Origin of the sequence: Streptomyces sp. AC512_CC834, assembly GCF_019049325.1 — a bacterium.
Lineage (GTDB): Bacteria > Actinomycetota > Actinomycetes > Streptomycetales > Streptomycetaceae > Streptomyces.
In genome coordinates this window covers 1-13,880 of the sequence record NZ_JAGMUO010000050.1, presented here as the reverse complement: position 1 = coordinate 13,880, position 13,880 = coordinate 1, and the positions used below count along the sequence as shown (strand labels likewise).

14 protein-coding genes and 1 pseudogene are annotated in these 13,880 nt (G+C 72.7%); 6 read left to right on the top strand and 9 right to left on the bottom strand.

Features of this window, described 5'->3' with window-relative positions; all coding sequences use genetic code 11:
• Nucleotide 1: 1 nt before the first annotated feature.
• Entirely contained in the window at nt 2-673 is a 672-nt protein-coding gene (locus KUM40_RS18975) for a response regulator transcription factor (protein WP_217167184.1), read from the bottom strand.
• Entirely contained in the window at nt 670-2,415 is a 1,746-nt protein-coding gene (locus tag KUM40_RS18970) for a sensor histidine kinase (protein WP_217167183.1), read from the bottom strand. The genes KUM40_RS18975 and KUM40_RS18970 overlap by 4 nt, the downstream gene beginning before the upstream one ends.
• Before the next feature lie 122 nt (nt 2,416-2,537).
• Here KUM40_RS18970 and KUM40_RS18965 point away from each other — a divergent pair, with 122 nt between their 5' ends.
• From KUM40_RS18965 to cseC, 5 genes are all read left to right on the top strand, one after another.
• A complete protein-coding gene (locus KUM40_RS18965) occupies nt 2,538-3,470 on the top strand; it encodes an A/G-specific adenine glycosylase (protein ID WP_217167182.1) in 933 nt (310 codons plus the stop codon).
• Nucleotides 3,471-3,795: 325 nt separating this feature from the next.
• Nucleotides 3,796-4,329, top strand: coding sequence for a SigE family RNA polymerase sigma factor (locus KUM40_RS18960; RefSeq protein WP_217167181.1), 534 nt, complete (start codon nt 3,796-3,798; stop codon nt 4,327-4,329).
• On the top strand, nt 4,317-5,033 hold the full coding sequence (locus tag KUM40_RS18955) for a hypothetical protein (RefSeq protein ID WP_254395316.1): 717 nt from the start codon (nt 4,317-4,319) through the stop codon (nt 5,031-5,033). The genes KUM40_RS18960 and KUM40_RS18955 overlap by 13 nt, the downstream gene beginning before the upstream one ends.
• A 188-nt stretch (nt 5,034-5,221) precedes the next feature.
• Nucleotides 5,222-5,926 carry a two-component system response regulator CseB gene (gene cseB, locus KUM40_RS18950; RefSeq protein ID WP_217167180.1) on the top strand — a complete coding sequence of 235 codons (705 nt, stop codon included), beginning with the start codon at nt 5,222-5,224 and terminating at the stop codon, nt 5,924-5,926.
• A gap of 33 nt (nt 5,927-5,959) precedes the next feature.
• On the top strand, nt 5,960-7,450 hold the full coding sequence (cseC, locus tag KUM40_RS18945) for a two-component system sensor histidine kinase CseC (protein ID WP_217167179.1): 1,491 nt from the start codon (nt 5,960-5,962) through the stop codon (nt 7,448-7,450).
• Nucleotides 7,451-7,632: 182 nt separating this feature from the next.
• On the opposite strand, the gene KUM40_RS18940 is transcribed toward cseC, so the two are convergent.
• The 4 genes from KUM40_RS18940 to KUM40_RS18925 all read right to left on the bottom strand — a co-directional run bounded on the left by KUM40_RS18940 (nt 7,633) and on the right by KUM40_RS18925 (nt 11,871).
• Complete coding sequence (locus KUM40_RS18940; protein ID WP_217167178.1) at nt 7,633-8,715, bottom strand: tartrate dehydrogenase; 1,083 nt, start codon at nt 8,713-8,715, stop codon at nt 7,633-7,635.
• Nucleotides 8,716-8,860: 145 nt separating this feature from the next.
• Nucleotides 8,861-9,763, bottom strand: a complete 903-nt coding sequence (locus KUM40_RS18935) for a LysR family transcriptional regulator (RefSeq protein WP_217167177.1) — start codon at nt 9,761-9,763, stop codon at nt 8,861-8,863.
• Between the two features lie 51 nt (nt 9,764-9,814).
• On the bottom strand, nt 9,815-11,251 hold the full coding sequence (gene dctA / locus KUM40_RS18930) for a C4-dicarboxylate transporter DctA (RefSeq protein ID WP_217167176.1): 1,437 nt from the start codon (nt 11,249-11,251) through the stop codon (nt 9,815-9,817).
• A 167-nt stretch (nt 11,252-11,418) separates the two neighbouring features.
• Nucleotides 11,419-11,871 (bottom strand): Lrp/AsnC family transcriptional regulator, encoded by a 453-nt coding sequence (locus KUM40_RS18925; protein ID WP_217167175.1) that lies wholly within the window; start codon nt 11,869-11,871, stop codon nt 11,419-11,421.
• A gap of 117 nt (nt 11,872-11,988) precedes the next feature.
• On the opposite strand from KUM40_RS18925, the gene KUM40_RS18920 reads away from it, so the two are divergent.
• Nucleotides 11,989-12,627, top strand: coding sequence for a LysE family translocator (locus KUM40_RS18920; RefSeq protein ID WP_217167199.1), 639 nt, complete (start codon nt 11,989-11,991; stop codon nt 12,625-12,627).
• Nucleotides 12,628-12,679: 52 nt separating this feature from the next.
• Here the strand turns inward: KUM40_RS18920 and KUM40_RS41425 are convergent.
• From KUM40_RS41425 to KUM40_RS18910, 3 genes and pseudogenes are all read right to left on the bottom strand, one after another.
• Nucleotides 12,680-12,787 (bottom strand): annotated as a pseudogene (locus KUM40_RS41425) (XRE family transcriptional regulator); the annotation flags it as partial.
• Between the two features lie 36 nt (nt 12,788-12,823).
• Nucleotides 12,824-13,285: a hypothetical protein gene (locus tag KUM40_RS18915; protein WP_217167174.1), complete on the bottom strand. Its 462-nt coding sequence runs from the start codon at nt 13,283-13,285 to the stop codon at nt 12,824-12,826.
• A gap of 88 nt (nt 13,286-13,373) precedes the next feature.
• On the bottom strand, nt 13,374-13,880 hold a 507-nt coding region (locus KUM40_RS18910), incomplete at its 5' end, for an RNA-guided endonuclease TnpB family protein (protein WP_217167173.1).

The following is a 13,880-nucleotide window of genomic DNA, read 5'->3' as shown; positions in this document are numbered from 1 at the left end:
CTCAGGTGTCCGTCCCGACCAGTCCCGCCTCGTACGCCACGATCGCGGCCTGGACCCGGTTGCGTACCTCCAGCCGGTCCAGGACCGCGCTCACGTACGCCTTCACGGTGCCCTCGACCAGGTGCAGCCGGGCTGCGATCTCCGGGTTGGACAGGCCGGCGCCGACGAGGCCGAGTACCTCGCGCTCCCGGGGGCTCAGCCGCGCCACCCGCGCGCGGGCGTGCTCCTCGCGGGCGAGGCGGCCACCGCCACCGCCCCTGCCGAGGTCCTCGATGACGTACCGGGCGACTTTCGGGGACAGGAAGGCGGCGCCCTCCGCGACGGCCCGCACACCGGCCATCAGTTCGTAGGGGTCACCGGACTTGAGCAGGAAGCCGGTGGCGCCGGCGGCCAGGGCGCGGGCGACGTAGGCCTGTTCGGAGAACGTGGTGAGCATGGCGACGGCGGTGCCGGGTGCGGTCCGTACGATCTCCCGCGCGGCGGCGAGTCCGTCCAGGCGGGGCATGCGGATGTCCAGCAGGGCCACGTCGGGGCGGTGGGCGCGGGCCAGTTCGACCGCCTCGCGGCCGTCGCCCGCCTCGGCGACGACCTCGCTCTCGCCGCCGCTCGCCAGGATGGCGCGCACACCGGCCCGCACCATCGCCTCGTCGTCGGCCAGCAGTACCCGGATCACCGTACGGGCTCCTCGTTCTTGCGGTCCGGTCCGCCGACGCCGGGGACGACGTCCTTGGTGACCAGCTTCCCGCGCTCGTCGAAGCAGAGCCGGAAGTGGTCGATGGAGACGAGGAGTTCGCCGCTCGCCCGGTAGTAGTGGCAGTCCGCCCCCTCCGGTGGCGCGGGGGCGCGGTCGGTCGGCGGATCGTGCGCCTCGCGGTCCGGCAGGACGGGGGCGATCTCGGCGTACGGCGTGCCCGGGCGCAGTTTCGCGTACGCGCTCGGGGTGAGCACCGAGTGCGTCTCGGTGAACGCGTACCAGCCGAACGCCGCGCCGACCAGGGCGACTCCCGTACCGGCGGCGGCGCCCAGGCCGAGGGCGACGCGGCGGCGGGCGCGGGCGAAGGGGGCCGTGGGGGCGGCGGGCGGGGAGGCACGGGTGGTGCGGGTGGCGCTCGGCTGGACGGGGACGTATGCCCGGACGCGGAAGCCCTCTCCGTGCGGGCCTGCCCGGAACTCGCCGCCGACCGAGGTCACGGCGGCGCGCAGCCCCAGCAGTCCCGAGCCGCCGGAGGAGTGGGAGCCGGGTCCGGTGGCCGGTCCGTTGGTGACGGTGACCGTGGTTCCGGGCGGCTGCCCGGCGACCGTCACGACGACGGGGGCGCCCGGAGCGTGCCGGGCCGCGTTGGTCAGCGCCTCGCGCACGACGCGGTGCAGCAGCCGTTCGGCGATGCCGCCCGGTTCCGGGGCCGCCGCGTCGGTGTCCCGTGCCTCCCAGCGGACGGGGAGACCGGACTCGGCGGCGCGGGCGACGAGTTCCTCGACGCTCTCGCCCGGCGGGGCCAGCGGGACGGGTTCGTCGTCCCCGTCCTCGTCCTCGTCCTCGTGCAGTACGCCGATGATGCGGTGCAGGTGGTCGGTGGCGTCCGCGGCGGCGGCGCGCAGGTCGGCCGCGGCGGCACGGTGGTCGGCGGCGAGGCCGGGGGCGACCTGGAGGGCGGCTGCGCGCAGCGCGAGCAGGCTCAGTTCGTGGCCGAGGGAGTCGTGCATGTCCTGGGCGATGCGGGCCCGTTCGCGCAGCCTCGCCCGTTCCTCGGCGTGCCGTTGCTCGTCCTCCAGCCGGGCCGCCCTGAGCCAGCCGGCCTCGGCGAGTGCCCGGCTCTGCCGCCAGTAGCGTCCGACCAGCCAGGGGAAGACGCAGCCGAAGAGCAGCGTGCCGGTCAGGACCAGCGTCTCGGGCACCGGGTCGACTCCGGCCAGCGCGATCCGTGCCGTGCCGGCCACACCGACGCCGACGAAGCCGGCCACCGCGGGGTGCGGCCGCCGCGCGCGCAGGCCGAGCAGGAGGGCGAGGGTGCCGAGGGCGGGGCCGTAGGAGACGCTGAACAGGGCCGGGGCGGCGGCCACGCTCAGGGCGGCCGTCAGCGCGAACGCGGCGAGCGGCTGCCGCCGGGCGAGCGCGACGGCCGCGGCGAGCACCCCCAGGCCGGCCAGTTGCTGCCACATCGCGCGCGGCTCGTTCATCCCCAGCCGGTCCGCGGTGATCGCGGGCAGGGCGAGGACACCCCACAACAGCACGCCTCGGCCGATGGGGGCGAGGCGGACGGCGGGAGCGGCGGGAGCAGCGGGAGCAGCGGGAGCGGCGGTGGGGTGTACGCCCGGGACGGCGTCGTCCGGCGCCACGTCACCGCCCGGCGTCGCCCGTCCGTCCAGGGTGTCTGCGCCGGTTTCGGCGGCGTCGGCCGGGCGGGTGGCTTTCATGGCAGCGACGCTACAAGCGGCGGGCAGGGCGGCGCCCCTGCCGATCGTCAGGTGTCCCGGTCGTCGCCACCGGGTGGCGATGCGCCCGTGTGGTGGTCCTCCCGTGGCAGGATCGGAGGGTCATGACTGCGCCCACGAAGCCCTCGCCCAACGGCCCCTCCGACCCCGCCGCGGCCGCGTCCGGTGTGCCGCTGCACTCCCCCGTCATCGACTGGTTCGACGAGCACGCCCGTGACCTGCCGTGGCGGCGCCCGGAGGCCGGTGCCTGGGGTGTGATGGTCAGTGAGTTCATGCTCCAGCAGACACCGGTGAGCCGCGTCCAGCCCGTCTACGAGCAGTGGCTGGCCCGCTGGCCGCGCCCCGCCGACCTCGCCGCGGAGGCACCCGGCGAGGCCGTCCGCGCCTGGGGCAGGCTCGGCTATCCGCGCCGCGCCCTGCGCCTGCACGGCGCCGCCGCGGCCATAACGGAACGGCACGGCGGCGACGTACCCGCCGACCACGCCCAGTTGCTGGCGCTGCCCGGCATCGGCGAGTACACGGCCGCCGCGGTGGCCTCGTTCGCCTACGGCCAGCGGCACGCCGTGCTGGACACCAACGTCCGCCGGGTGTTCGCCCGTGCGGTCACCGGTGTGCAGTACCCGCCGAACGCCACCACCGCCGCCGAGCGGAAGCTGGCGCGGGCGCTGCTGCCGCAGGACGATTCGGGCGCCGCCCGCTGGGCCGCCGCCTCGATGGAGCTGGGCGCGCTGGTCTGCACGGCGAAGAACGAGTCGTGCCACCGCTGCCCGATCGCCGCCCAGTGCGCCTGGCGGCTGGCCGGCAAGCCCGCGCACGACGGGCCGCCGCGGCGCGGTCAGACGTACGCGGGCACCGACCGGCAGGTGCGCGGGCGGCTGCTCGCGGTGCTGCGCGAGGCGACCGGACCGGTGCCCCAGGGGGCCCTGGACCAGGTGTGGCAGGAGCCGGTCCAGCGCGCCCGCGCCCTGGACGGCCTGGTGGCCGACGGTCTGGTGGAGCCGCTGGCGGACGGGCTGTACCGGCTGCCCCTGAGCTGAGCTGAGCTGAGCTGAGCTGCGCTGAGCTGAGCTGACGTACGGCCGGAGCAGAGCACAGGGGCGGAAGATACTTCTGTGACGACTCGCAAGTCGGGCACATCGCCTGATGTCAGCATCAAGCGGCCTGCCGATTTACCCGGATCCTCCTTCCGTTACACAACCGACGGACAGCCGAGGGATTGCCGCAGGCTGCTTCGCACAGCGCCGTGACAACGCTTCCCTACCTTCGTTTGCATGCCCCTTGGGCACAGCACGACTACAGACCACAAGCAGTGGGGCGGCGGTGACCACGCCGCCGGAGTACGGGGATCGGAAGGCGGTTGACATGGGCGAGGTGCTCGAGTTCGAGGAGTACGTCCGTACCCGGCAGGACGCGCTGCTCCGCAGTGCCCGGCGCCTGGTCCCGGACCCCGTCGACGCCCAGGACCTGCTGCAGACCGCGCTGGCACGGACGTACCGCCGTTGGTCGACGATCGAGGACAAGCGGCTCGCGGACGCCTACCTGCGCCGGGTGATGATCAACACGCGGACCGAGTGGTGGCGGGCGCGGAAGCTGGAGGAGGTGCCGACCGAGCAGCTCCCCGAGCCCTGCGTGGACGACGCCACCGAGCAGCACGCGGACCGCGCCCTGCTGATGGACGTCATGAAGGTGCTCGCCCCGAAGCAGCGCAGCGTCGTGGTGCTGCGACACTGGGAGCAGATGTCGACGGAGGAGACCGCCGCCGCCCTCGGTATGTCGGCGGGAACGGTCAAGAGCACGCTGCACCGGGCGCTCGCCCGGCTCCGCGAGGAGCTGGTCGCCCGCGATCTGGACGCGCGGGCGCTGGAGCGTGAGGAGCGGGAGCGTTGCGCGGCCTGACCGACGGCCGGACCCCCGGGGAGACCCGGGAGAAGTCCGGGGAGGACCGGGAGAGGTCCGGGGAGACCCGGAGAACCACGCAGGCGGCGAGTGCGGCGGTGGCCGTGTTCGTCGCCCTCGGCGTTTCCCTCTCCGGCTGCGGGACCGGCGGCACCGGTGCCCGCGACGAGGGCCCGGCCCACGCGGACGCGGTGGGCGGCGCGGCCACCTCCTCGCCCGCGGCGAAGGCGTCCCCCTCGAAGGTCCCCGACCGCGTGGACGCGGTGCGGCTCGTCAAGTCCGACCCCAAGGTCTCCGCGGAGGTCAAGCGCGAGCTGAAGCCGTGCGTCGCCGACGAGTACCCCATCGACGTGTCGTACGGGGAACTGACCGAGGGCTCGGCGGAGGACGTCGTCGTCAATGTGCTGACGTGCGGTGACGCGGTGGGTGTGGGCAGTTACGTGTACCGCGAGGAGGACGGCGCGTACCAGAATGTGTTCAAGGCCGAGGAGCCTCCGGTCTACGCGGAGATCGACCGCGGCGACCTGGTGGTGACCAAGCAGGTGTACGAGAAGGGCGACCCGGTGTCCAGTCCGTCCGGCGAGAACGTGATCACGTACCGCTGGGCGGCGTCGGGACGGTTCGCCGAGGAGTACCGCACCCACAACGACTACAGCAACGCCGCGGGGAACGCGCCCACCCCGGTTCCGGAGCCGGAGAGCTGACGTATCCGGAGCGTGAACCGATCGGGCCGTCCATAGCAATGAGGGAATGAACGCGGTGGGCGATCCGGGCGTCTGCCCAAGCGGACGCGGGTGACCGCTCAGCGTCCGACGACCGCGCCCCGACCCGACCCGACCCACCCGATCATCCAACCCGACCCGACAACACAACGAGGACTGAGAGCACCGGGATGGCAGACCAGACCCACGTCCTGTTCGTCGAGGACGACGACGTCATCCGCGAGGCCACCCAGCTCGCCCTGGAGCGGGACGGCTTCGCGGTCACCGCGATGCCCGACGGGCTGTCGGGCCTGGAGTCCTTCCGGGCCGACCGCCCCGACATCGCGCTCCTCGACGTCATGGTTCCCGGCCTGGACGGCGTCAGCCTGTGCCGCCGCATCCGGGACGAGTCCACCGTGCCGGTGATCATGCTGTCGGCGCGGGCGGACTCCATCGACGTCGTCCTGGGCCTGGAGGCGGGTGCCGACGACTACGTCACCAAGCCGTTCGACGGGGCCGTGCTGGTCGCCCGGATCCGGGCGGTGCTGCGCCGCTTCGGTCACGCCGCCGGTGACGACCGGGGCGAGGGCGCGGGCGCCGCGGACACCGGGGGCGTACTCGCCTTCGGCGACCTGGAGGTGGACACCGAGGGCATGGAGGTGCGCCGGGCCGGGCGGCCGGTGGCGCTCACCCCGACCGAGATGCGGCTGCTGCTGGAGTTCTCCACCGCGCCGGGCACCGTGCTCTCGCGCGACAAGCTCCTGGAACGCGTGTGGGACTACGGCTGGGGCGGGGACACCCGCGTCGTCGACGTGCATGTGCAGCGGCTGCGCACCAAGATCGGCCAGGACCGGATCGAGACGGTCCGCGGTTTCGGCTACAAGTTGAAGGCCTGAGCGGGACACAGGGGACGCAGAGGACACAGGGATATGCGGGGGTTCTTCCGACGACGCCGGACCGCCTCGCCTCCGGGGCGCCCGGACGACCGCACGGGGCCGGGCGACCGCACGGGGCCGGGCGTCCGTACGCGCGTCACGGACGTGCGCGACATCGGGATACGCGGTATCCGCACGCGCGGCATCCGCACCGGGCTGCGCTGGAAGCTGAGCGCGGCCATCGCGCTGGTCGGCGCGCTGGTGGCGGTCGCGCTGAGCCTGGTCGTGCACAACGCCGCCCGGGTGTCGATGCTGGACAACGCCCGTGACCTCGCGGACGACCGGGTCCTGATCGCCCAGCGCAACTACGAGCTGTCCGGGCGCCAGAACTTCCCGAACGCCAAGATCGACGACCCCCGGTTGCCGGCGGAGCTGCGCCGCAAGGTCGAGGCCGGGCGGCGGGCGACGTACGTCTCCGAGCGGCCGGACGGTGTGACGGACATCTGGGCGGCCGTGCCGCTCAAGGACGGGCATGTGATGTCCCTGCACTCCGGTTTCACCGACCGCAGCGCGGGCATCCTCAAGGATCTCGACCAGGCTCTGATCATCGGTTCCATCGCGGTCGTCCTCGGGGGCAGCGCGCTCGGCGTGCTCATCGGCGGTCAGTTGTCGCGCCGGTTGCGCAAGGCCGCCACCGCCGCGAACCGGGTCGCGGGCGGTGAGCCGGACGTCCGGGTGCGGGACGCCATCGGCGGTGTGGTCCGGGACGAGACGGACGACGTCGCGCGTGCCGTGGACGCGATGGCGGACGCGTTGCAGCAGCGCATCGAGGCCGAGCGCCGGGTCACCGCGGACATCGCGCACGAGCTGCGCACCCCGGTGACCGGCCTGCTCACGGCCGCCGAGCTGCTGCCGCCGGGGCGGCCCACCGAGCTGGTCCTCGACCGGGCGAAGGCGATGCGCACGCTCGTCGAGGACGTCCTGGAGGTGGCCCGGCTCGACGGGGCCTCGGAGCGGGCCGAGCTTCAGGACATCATGCTGGGCGACTTCGTGACCCGGCGGGTGGCGGCCAGGGACCCGGCCGTCGAGGTCCGGGTGATCCACGAGTCGGAGGTCACCACCGACCCGCGCCGCCTGGAGCGCGTGCTGTTCAACCTGCTCGCCAACGCCGCCCGGCACGGCCGCTCGCCGGTCCAGGTCGGCGTCGAGGGCCGGGTGATCCGGGTTCGCGACCACGGGCCGGGCTTCCCCGAGGACCTGCTGGCGGAGGGGCCGAGCCGGTTCCGCACCGGCAGCACGGACCGGGCCGGGCGCGGACACGGCCTCGGCCTCACCATCGCCGCCGGCCAGGCCCGCGTCCTGGGCGCCCGGCTCACCTTCCGCAACGTACGCCCGGCCGGCGCCCCCGCCCACATACCGGCCGAGGGCGCGGTCGCCGTCCTGTGGCTCCCCGAACACGCCCCGACGAACACGGGGAGCTACCCGATGCTGCCGGACCGGGCACCCCAGGACACGCCGTCCCGGGAGGCCTCCCCGAAACGGTGACGCCGACCGTCCGGCCGGCTCGGCGCGTTTCCGCACCCGTGCCGGGGCCGGAGCGGTCGGCGCTCGCGGACCCGGCACGGGAGGGCCGCCCTGTCGTGTGGGCGGCCCCGTCCCGGCCCCCCGGCGCGACGTGAGGGTGTGGACCGGGACGGTCCGGTGTGCTGCGGGGACGGTGTCCCGGGTCAGGTGGCGAGGGCGTCGATGAGGGCCTTGGTGACGTCCTCGGTGGAGGCGGTGCCGCCGACGTCACGGGTGAGGACACCGGCCGCCGTGGTGGCGCGGATCGCCCCGTTCAGGCGGGCCGCCTCCGCGGGGAGTCCGAAGTGCTCCAGCATCAGAGCCGCGCTGCCCACCGCGCCGATCGGGTTGGCGAGCCCCTGCCCCGCGATGTCCGGGGCCGACCCGTGGACCGGCTCGAACATGCTGGGGAAGCGGCGCTCGGGGTTGAGGTTGGCGCTCGCGGCCAGGCCGAGGCTGCCGGCCAGGGCGCTGCCGAGGTCGGAGAGGATGTCGGCGTTGAGGTTGGAGGCGACGACGACCGACAGGTCCTCGGGGTGCAGGACGAACTTGGCGGACATGGCGTCGACCAGGACGCTCTCGGTCTCCACGTCCGGGTAGTCGGCGGCGACGCGCTTGAACACGTCGTCCCACAGGACCATGCCGTACTGCTGCGCGTTGCTCTTGGTGACGGAGGAGACCTTGCGCCGGGTGCGGGTGCGGGCCAGGTCGAAGGCGAAGCGCATGATCCGTTCGCAGCCCACCTCGGTGAACAGCGCGGACTGGACGGCGACTTCGCCGCCCTGCCCCCGGCCGGAGAGATTGCGGCCGCCCAGGCCCGCGTACTCGCCCTCGCTGTTCTCCCGGACGACGACCCAGTCCAGTTCGGTGAGGTCCGCCTTGCGCAGGGGGCTCTGGACGCCGGGCAGGAAGTGCACCGGCCGGACGTTGGCCCACTGGTCGAAGCTCTGGCAGATCTTCAGCCTGAGGCCCCACAGGCTGATGTGGTCGGGGACGGTCGGCCAGCCGACGGCCCCGAAGTAGAGGGCGTCGAAGTCCTTCAGCCGCTCCAGCCCGTCGTCGTCCATCATCTTCCCGGTCCGCTCGTAGAACTCGCAGCCCCAGGGGAACTCCCGCCAGTCGAAGGCGAAGGCCCCGCCCGAGTCGGCGGCGAGCGCGTCCAGTACGGCGCGGCCCACGGCGACGACCTCGGCGCCGACACCGTCTGCGGGGATGGCGGCGATGCGGAAGGTGCGGGGTGCGGTCATGAGGAGCCTCCGGTGGGCCGGGGAAGTTGACGTCTGCTGCGACGACTTGAGTCAACCCAGCGGGCGCCCACCCGTCCAAGACCTGCTTCCGATACGACCCATAGGCGCGGCCGATGGGTTCATCCGATGGGTTGAGCCGATGGGTTCAGCCGCCGTGAGCGGCCCGCTGTCTGGCGTACGAGCGCGTCAGGTCCAGGAAGGCGCGGGCGCCGGGCGTCAGGTGGGCCGGCAGGCTGATCATGGCGACGTGAAGGTGCGCGGTCGGCTCGATGGACGCCACGGCGGCACCGCAACGTCGGGCCAGCCGGGTCCAGGAGGCGGGCAGGACGGCCATGCCGACGCCGGTCAGGACGAGTGGCAGGACGGACGTGCGGTGGTCGACGACCGCGACGATGTCCGTGCCCTCGGTGTGCGCCATGACGTCGTCCACGATCGTGCGCATCAGGCTCCCGCCCCGGGAGGCGATCAGTTTGCGTCCGCCGAGGTCCTCCGGCCGCAGCGTCGCCCCGTCCTCGAGGCCCGCTCCCGGTCCCGCGACCACGACGAACGGCTGCTCCTCGACGGGCAGGACATCGATCCCGGAGGCGGCGAAGGGCCGCTCCGCGCCGAGCAGCCCCAGCTCGCAGGCGCCGCTTCGGACAAGGTCCACGACCCCCTCGGGGGTGAACGCGGCCCGGCTGCTGACGGTGACGGACGGGTGCAGTTCGGTGAAGCGGTGGATCAGGCCGGTCAGCGGCTCGATGCCGGGCGAGGGCATGGCCGCCACCTCGACCGTGCCCCCGTGCAGCCCGGACAGCGACGCCGCCCGGTCCCGTACGGCGATCAGGTCGCGCAGGACGCGCCGGCTCGGTTCGAGCAGTTCCCGTCCGGCTTCGCTGAGCACCACGCCGCGGCCCATCCGGTGGAAGAGCGAGACACCCAGGTCGGCTTCCAGGTTGGCCATCGCCTGCGACAGCGAGGGCTGCGCCACGTGGAGTACGGCAGCCGCCTTGCTGAATCCGCCGTGCTCCACGATGGCGAGGAAGTACTCAAGCTGCCGGGCGTCCACCGTGCCTCCCCGTGCCTCCCCGTGCCACGAACCTCGGGCGACAGGGGGACCCTATCGGTTGACCGGCACCGCCCCGTCGCCCTCGGCCGGCCGCGCGGCGGGCACGTCGGCCCCGGTGACGGCCGGCTTCCCGGCGCCCTGAACAGCGGCGTCCTGCGCGACGGCCTCCCCTTCGCGCCCTTCGCGCAGATCACCGGACAGCACCCGGCGGGCCCGCTCCAGGTCGAGGCCGTTCTCCCAGCGGGCGACGAACAGGGTGGCGACCGCGTTGCCGCAGAAGTTGACCAGGGCGCGGCACTCCGACATGAACTTGTCGATGCCGAAGACCAGCATGATGCCGGCGGCCGGTACGTGGCCGACGGTCGACAGGGTCGCGGTCAACGCGATGAAGCCGCCGCCGGCGACACCGGCCGCGCCCTTGGAAGTCAGCAGCATCACCGCGAGCAGACCGAGCTGCTGGCCGACGGAGAGCGAGGTGTCGGTGGCCTGGGCGATGTAGAGGGTGGCCAGGGAGAGGTAGATCGCGGCGCCGTCGAGGTTGAAGCTGTAGCCGGTCGGCACGACCAGGCGGACGGTGGACTTCTCGGCGCCCATGAACTCCAGCTTGCGCATCAGCCCCGGCAGGGCCGGCTCGGCTGTGGACGTGCCGAGGACCAGGAGAAGCTCCTCCTTGAAGTAGCGCAGGAGCTGGAAGATGTTCAGCCGCACACAGGCCGCGAGCACCGTGCCCAGCACCACCAGGACGAAGAAGAGGGAGGTGACGTAGAAGAGCAGGATCAGCGAGCCCAGGCTCGTCAGCGTCGACAGGCCGAACTTCCCGATGGCGTACGCCATGGCTCCGAAGGCGCCCAGCGGGGCCACCTTCATCACGAACGACAGGACCTTGAAGACCACCTCGGTCAGGCGGTTCACCCCGGCGATGATCGGCTCGCCGACCTGGCCCACCGCCCTCAGCGCGATGCCGAAGATCACCGCCAGGAAGATCACCTGAAGGATGTCGCCCTCGACGAACGCCCCGAAGACACTGTCCGGCACGATGTGCGTCAGGAACTCCCACCAGTGCTGGTGCTCACCCGTCTCGACGTAGGAACCGGCCTCCCCCGAGACCTCGATCCGCGAGGCGTCGGCGTGCACTCCGTCGCCGAGCCGGAACAGGTTGATCGCGACGAGGCCCGCCATCATGGCCACGATGGTGCCCACCTGGAAGTAGGCCAGCGCCTTGACGCCGGTCCGGCCCACCTGCTTCAGGTCGGCGACTCCGGTGACGCCCCCGATGATGGTCAGGAAGACGATCGGGCCGATGAGCATCTTCATCGCGGTGATGAAGGTGGTTCCGATCGGCTCCATCGAGGTGGCGAGATCCGGCCACCGCCATCCGAGCACGATCCCGATCACGATCGCGACCAGCACCTGCACGTAGAGCTGTCGGTACCAGGGCTTCTTGCGCACCACGGCGTCGCCTGCGGCTTCCTTCGGGGCATGCGTCATTGCAACCTCCATCCAGGCACGAGCAGAACCCGTCGACACCGGGTCCCGAGCGGTCGTCGCGCCATCGCCGAGGTCAGTGAAGCGGGTCACAGTCGAGGAGGTCCACGACCAAAAATCGATGCCCCGCATAGGCAGTGCCTATACGGGGCGCGGCCGGATGCCGGATGTCACAGGGGCAGGGGGCGGATGTCGACGAGGTTCGCCATGACGAGGGTGGAGCTGAGGCGCTGGACGCCGGGGAGGGAGGCGAGGCGTTCGTCGTAGAGGCGCCGGTACGCCTCCAGGTCGCGAGTGACGACGCGCAGGAGGTAGTCGGGGTCGCCGAACAGCCGCTGGGCCTGCACGACATGGGGGTTTTCGGCGACGGCCTGTTCGAAGGCGGCGACGGTCTGGCGGTCCTCGTAGCGCATGGTGACGAAGACCAGTGCCTCGAAGCCCAGGCCGAGCGCGGGCGCGTTCAGTGACGCGTGGTAGCCGGTGATCGCCCCGGAGCGTTCCAGGGCGCGCAGGCGCCGGTGGCAGGGGGAGACGCTGAGGCGGACCCGCTCGGCGAGTTCGGTCAGGGTCAGCCGACCGTCCTGTTGCAGCTCCGCAAGAATCTGCCGGTCCACTTCGTCCATGGAAAAGATTCTTCCACGAGAGCGACGGTACTGGGGAACAATCGCAAGCACCTTTCGCGCAATCTTTCCTAATCTGCCCTGGAGGCCCTGGCAAGTGTGAGGTGTGAAGACGTGGAGATGGCCGGCATCGCGGCGTTCTGGACGGTGTCCTTCCTGTTGGTGCTCGTCCCGGGAGCGGACTGGGCCTACGCGATCACGGCGGGGCTGCGCCATCGGTCGGTCCTGCCCGCGGTCGGCGGGCTGCTGAGCGGATACGTTCTGCTGACCGCCGTCGTCGCCGCGGGCCTGGCCACCGCGATCGCCGGTTCGCCGACGGTGCTGACCGCGCTGACGGCCGCCGGAGCGGCGTACCTGATCTGGCTCGGCGCCACGACCCTGGCCCGCCCGGCGGCGCCCCGGGTCGAGGGTGGCGAAGAGGGCGCCGGCGCCGGCTCATGGGTGGGCCGTGCGGCCAGAGGGGCGGGCATCAGCGGCCTCAATCCCAAGGCACTGCTGCTGTTCCTCGCCCTCCTGCCGCAGTTCACCGCCCGGGACGCCGACTGGCCCTTCGCCGCGCAGATCGTCGCGCTGGGCCTGGTGCACACGGCCAACTGCGCCGTGGTCTACACGGGGGTCGGCACCACCGCACGCCGGATCCTGAGCGCCCGCCCGGCCGTCGCCACGGCGGTGTCCCGCTTCTCGGGCGCGGCGATGATCCTGGTCGGCGCCCTGCTCCTGGCGGAGCGGCTGCTGGCCCGGGGGTCGGCGGCGCAGTAGCCCGACGATCACGGCGGACTGGGGAATCCGGTGGGCGGGTTCATGATGCGTGAGCGTCTTCCTGCACGCGAGCGCAACGGAGTGCGGCTTCCCTGATGGTCTCCGGATTGGCCGTCATGTGGCCGGAGACGAGGTCCTCCGACGGGACGTCGTCGCCGTCCGGGATGCCTCCCCGAAACGGTGACGCCGGGGGCGCTCAGACGCCGGTGTCCGACCCGGGGGCGGTCCTGCCGGAGGGAGCGGGGCGGGTGCCCGGATACAGAGCGGCGAACAGGCCCCGGGCCGGGGTGCTGCCCGGCCCCCGCCATGAGCCGGAGACCTGGCCGATCGCTCCCTGCGGGAGGGGCGTCGGGCCGTCCGGTGAGGCCCGCAGGGTCCTGTTCAGTCGGAGAACCACGCCGTGCGGGAAGGCCAGCGCGGTGCCCTCCCCGTCGTCGGAGACAGCGGCGTCGGCGGGTGACGCCGCAGAGGCGGCAGAGGCGGCGGAGGCGGCAGAGGCGGCGGAGGCGGCAGAGGCGGCGGAGGCGGCAGAGGCGGCGGGGATCGAACCGTCATCGGTGCAGGAGCGGGTGACGTCCCGGTCGGGGGTGTCGCTGATGTTCTGGTCCTGCGCCTCGACTCGGCCCTCCACGAGAGCGAGGAACGCGGCGACCAGCACCGGGTCGTGGCAGCCGTCGTAGGCCCAGCGCCGCCCCAGTACCCCGTGCTCCGTGACTCCTCCACCCCGTAAACGGGGTGGCTTCTCGCTAAGCCGGGTTGGCGACGCGACGGACCAGCCCGGCCCGTAGAACGTTGGTTGCTCCCACGACGTCGGCGTGCGCTGTGTGGCCGCACGAGATGCAGTGGAACTTCTCCTGTGTGGGCCGGTTCTCCGCTGCGACGTGCCCGCATTCGGGGCAGGTCCGGGAGGTGTTGCGGGGGTCCACGGCGGTCACGTCTCGTCCGGCGCTTTCAGCCTTGGCGTGCAGGATCGTCAGGAACACCCCCCAACCGGCGTCGGCGATCGAACGGTTCAGACCTGTCTTGGCGGCGGCCCCGTTGGGCAGGAACGCGCACGGCTTGTCGGGGTCGGGCTTCGGCGTGACGGTCTTGCTCATGTTGCGGATCTTGAGGTCTTCGTGCGCGATGAAGTCATGCTCGGTGACCAGGGCGTGCGCGGTCTTGTGTGCGTGGTCGAGGCGCTGACGCCGCACTCTGCCGTGCAGGGCCGCGACGCGCTCTACGGCCCGCTGGTGGTTGTTGGTGCGGTTCTT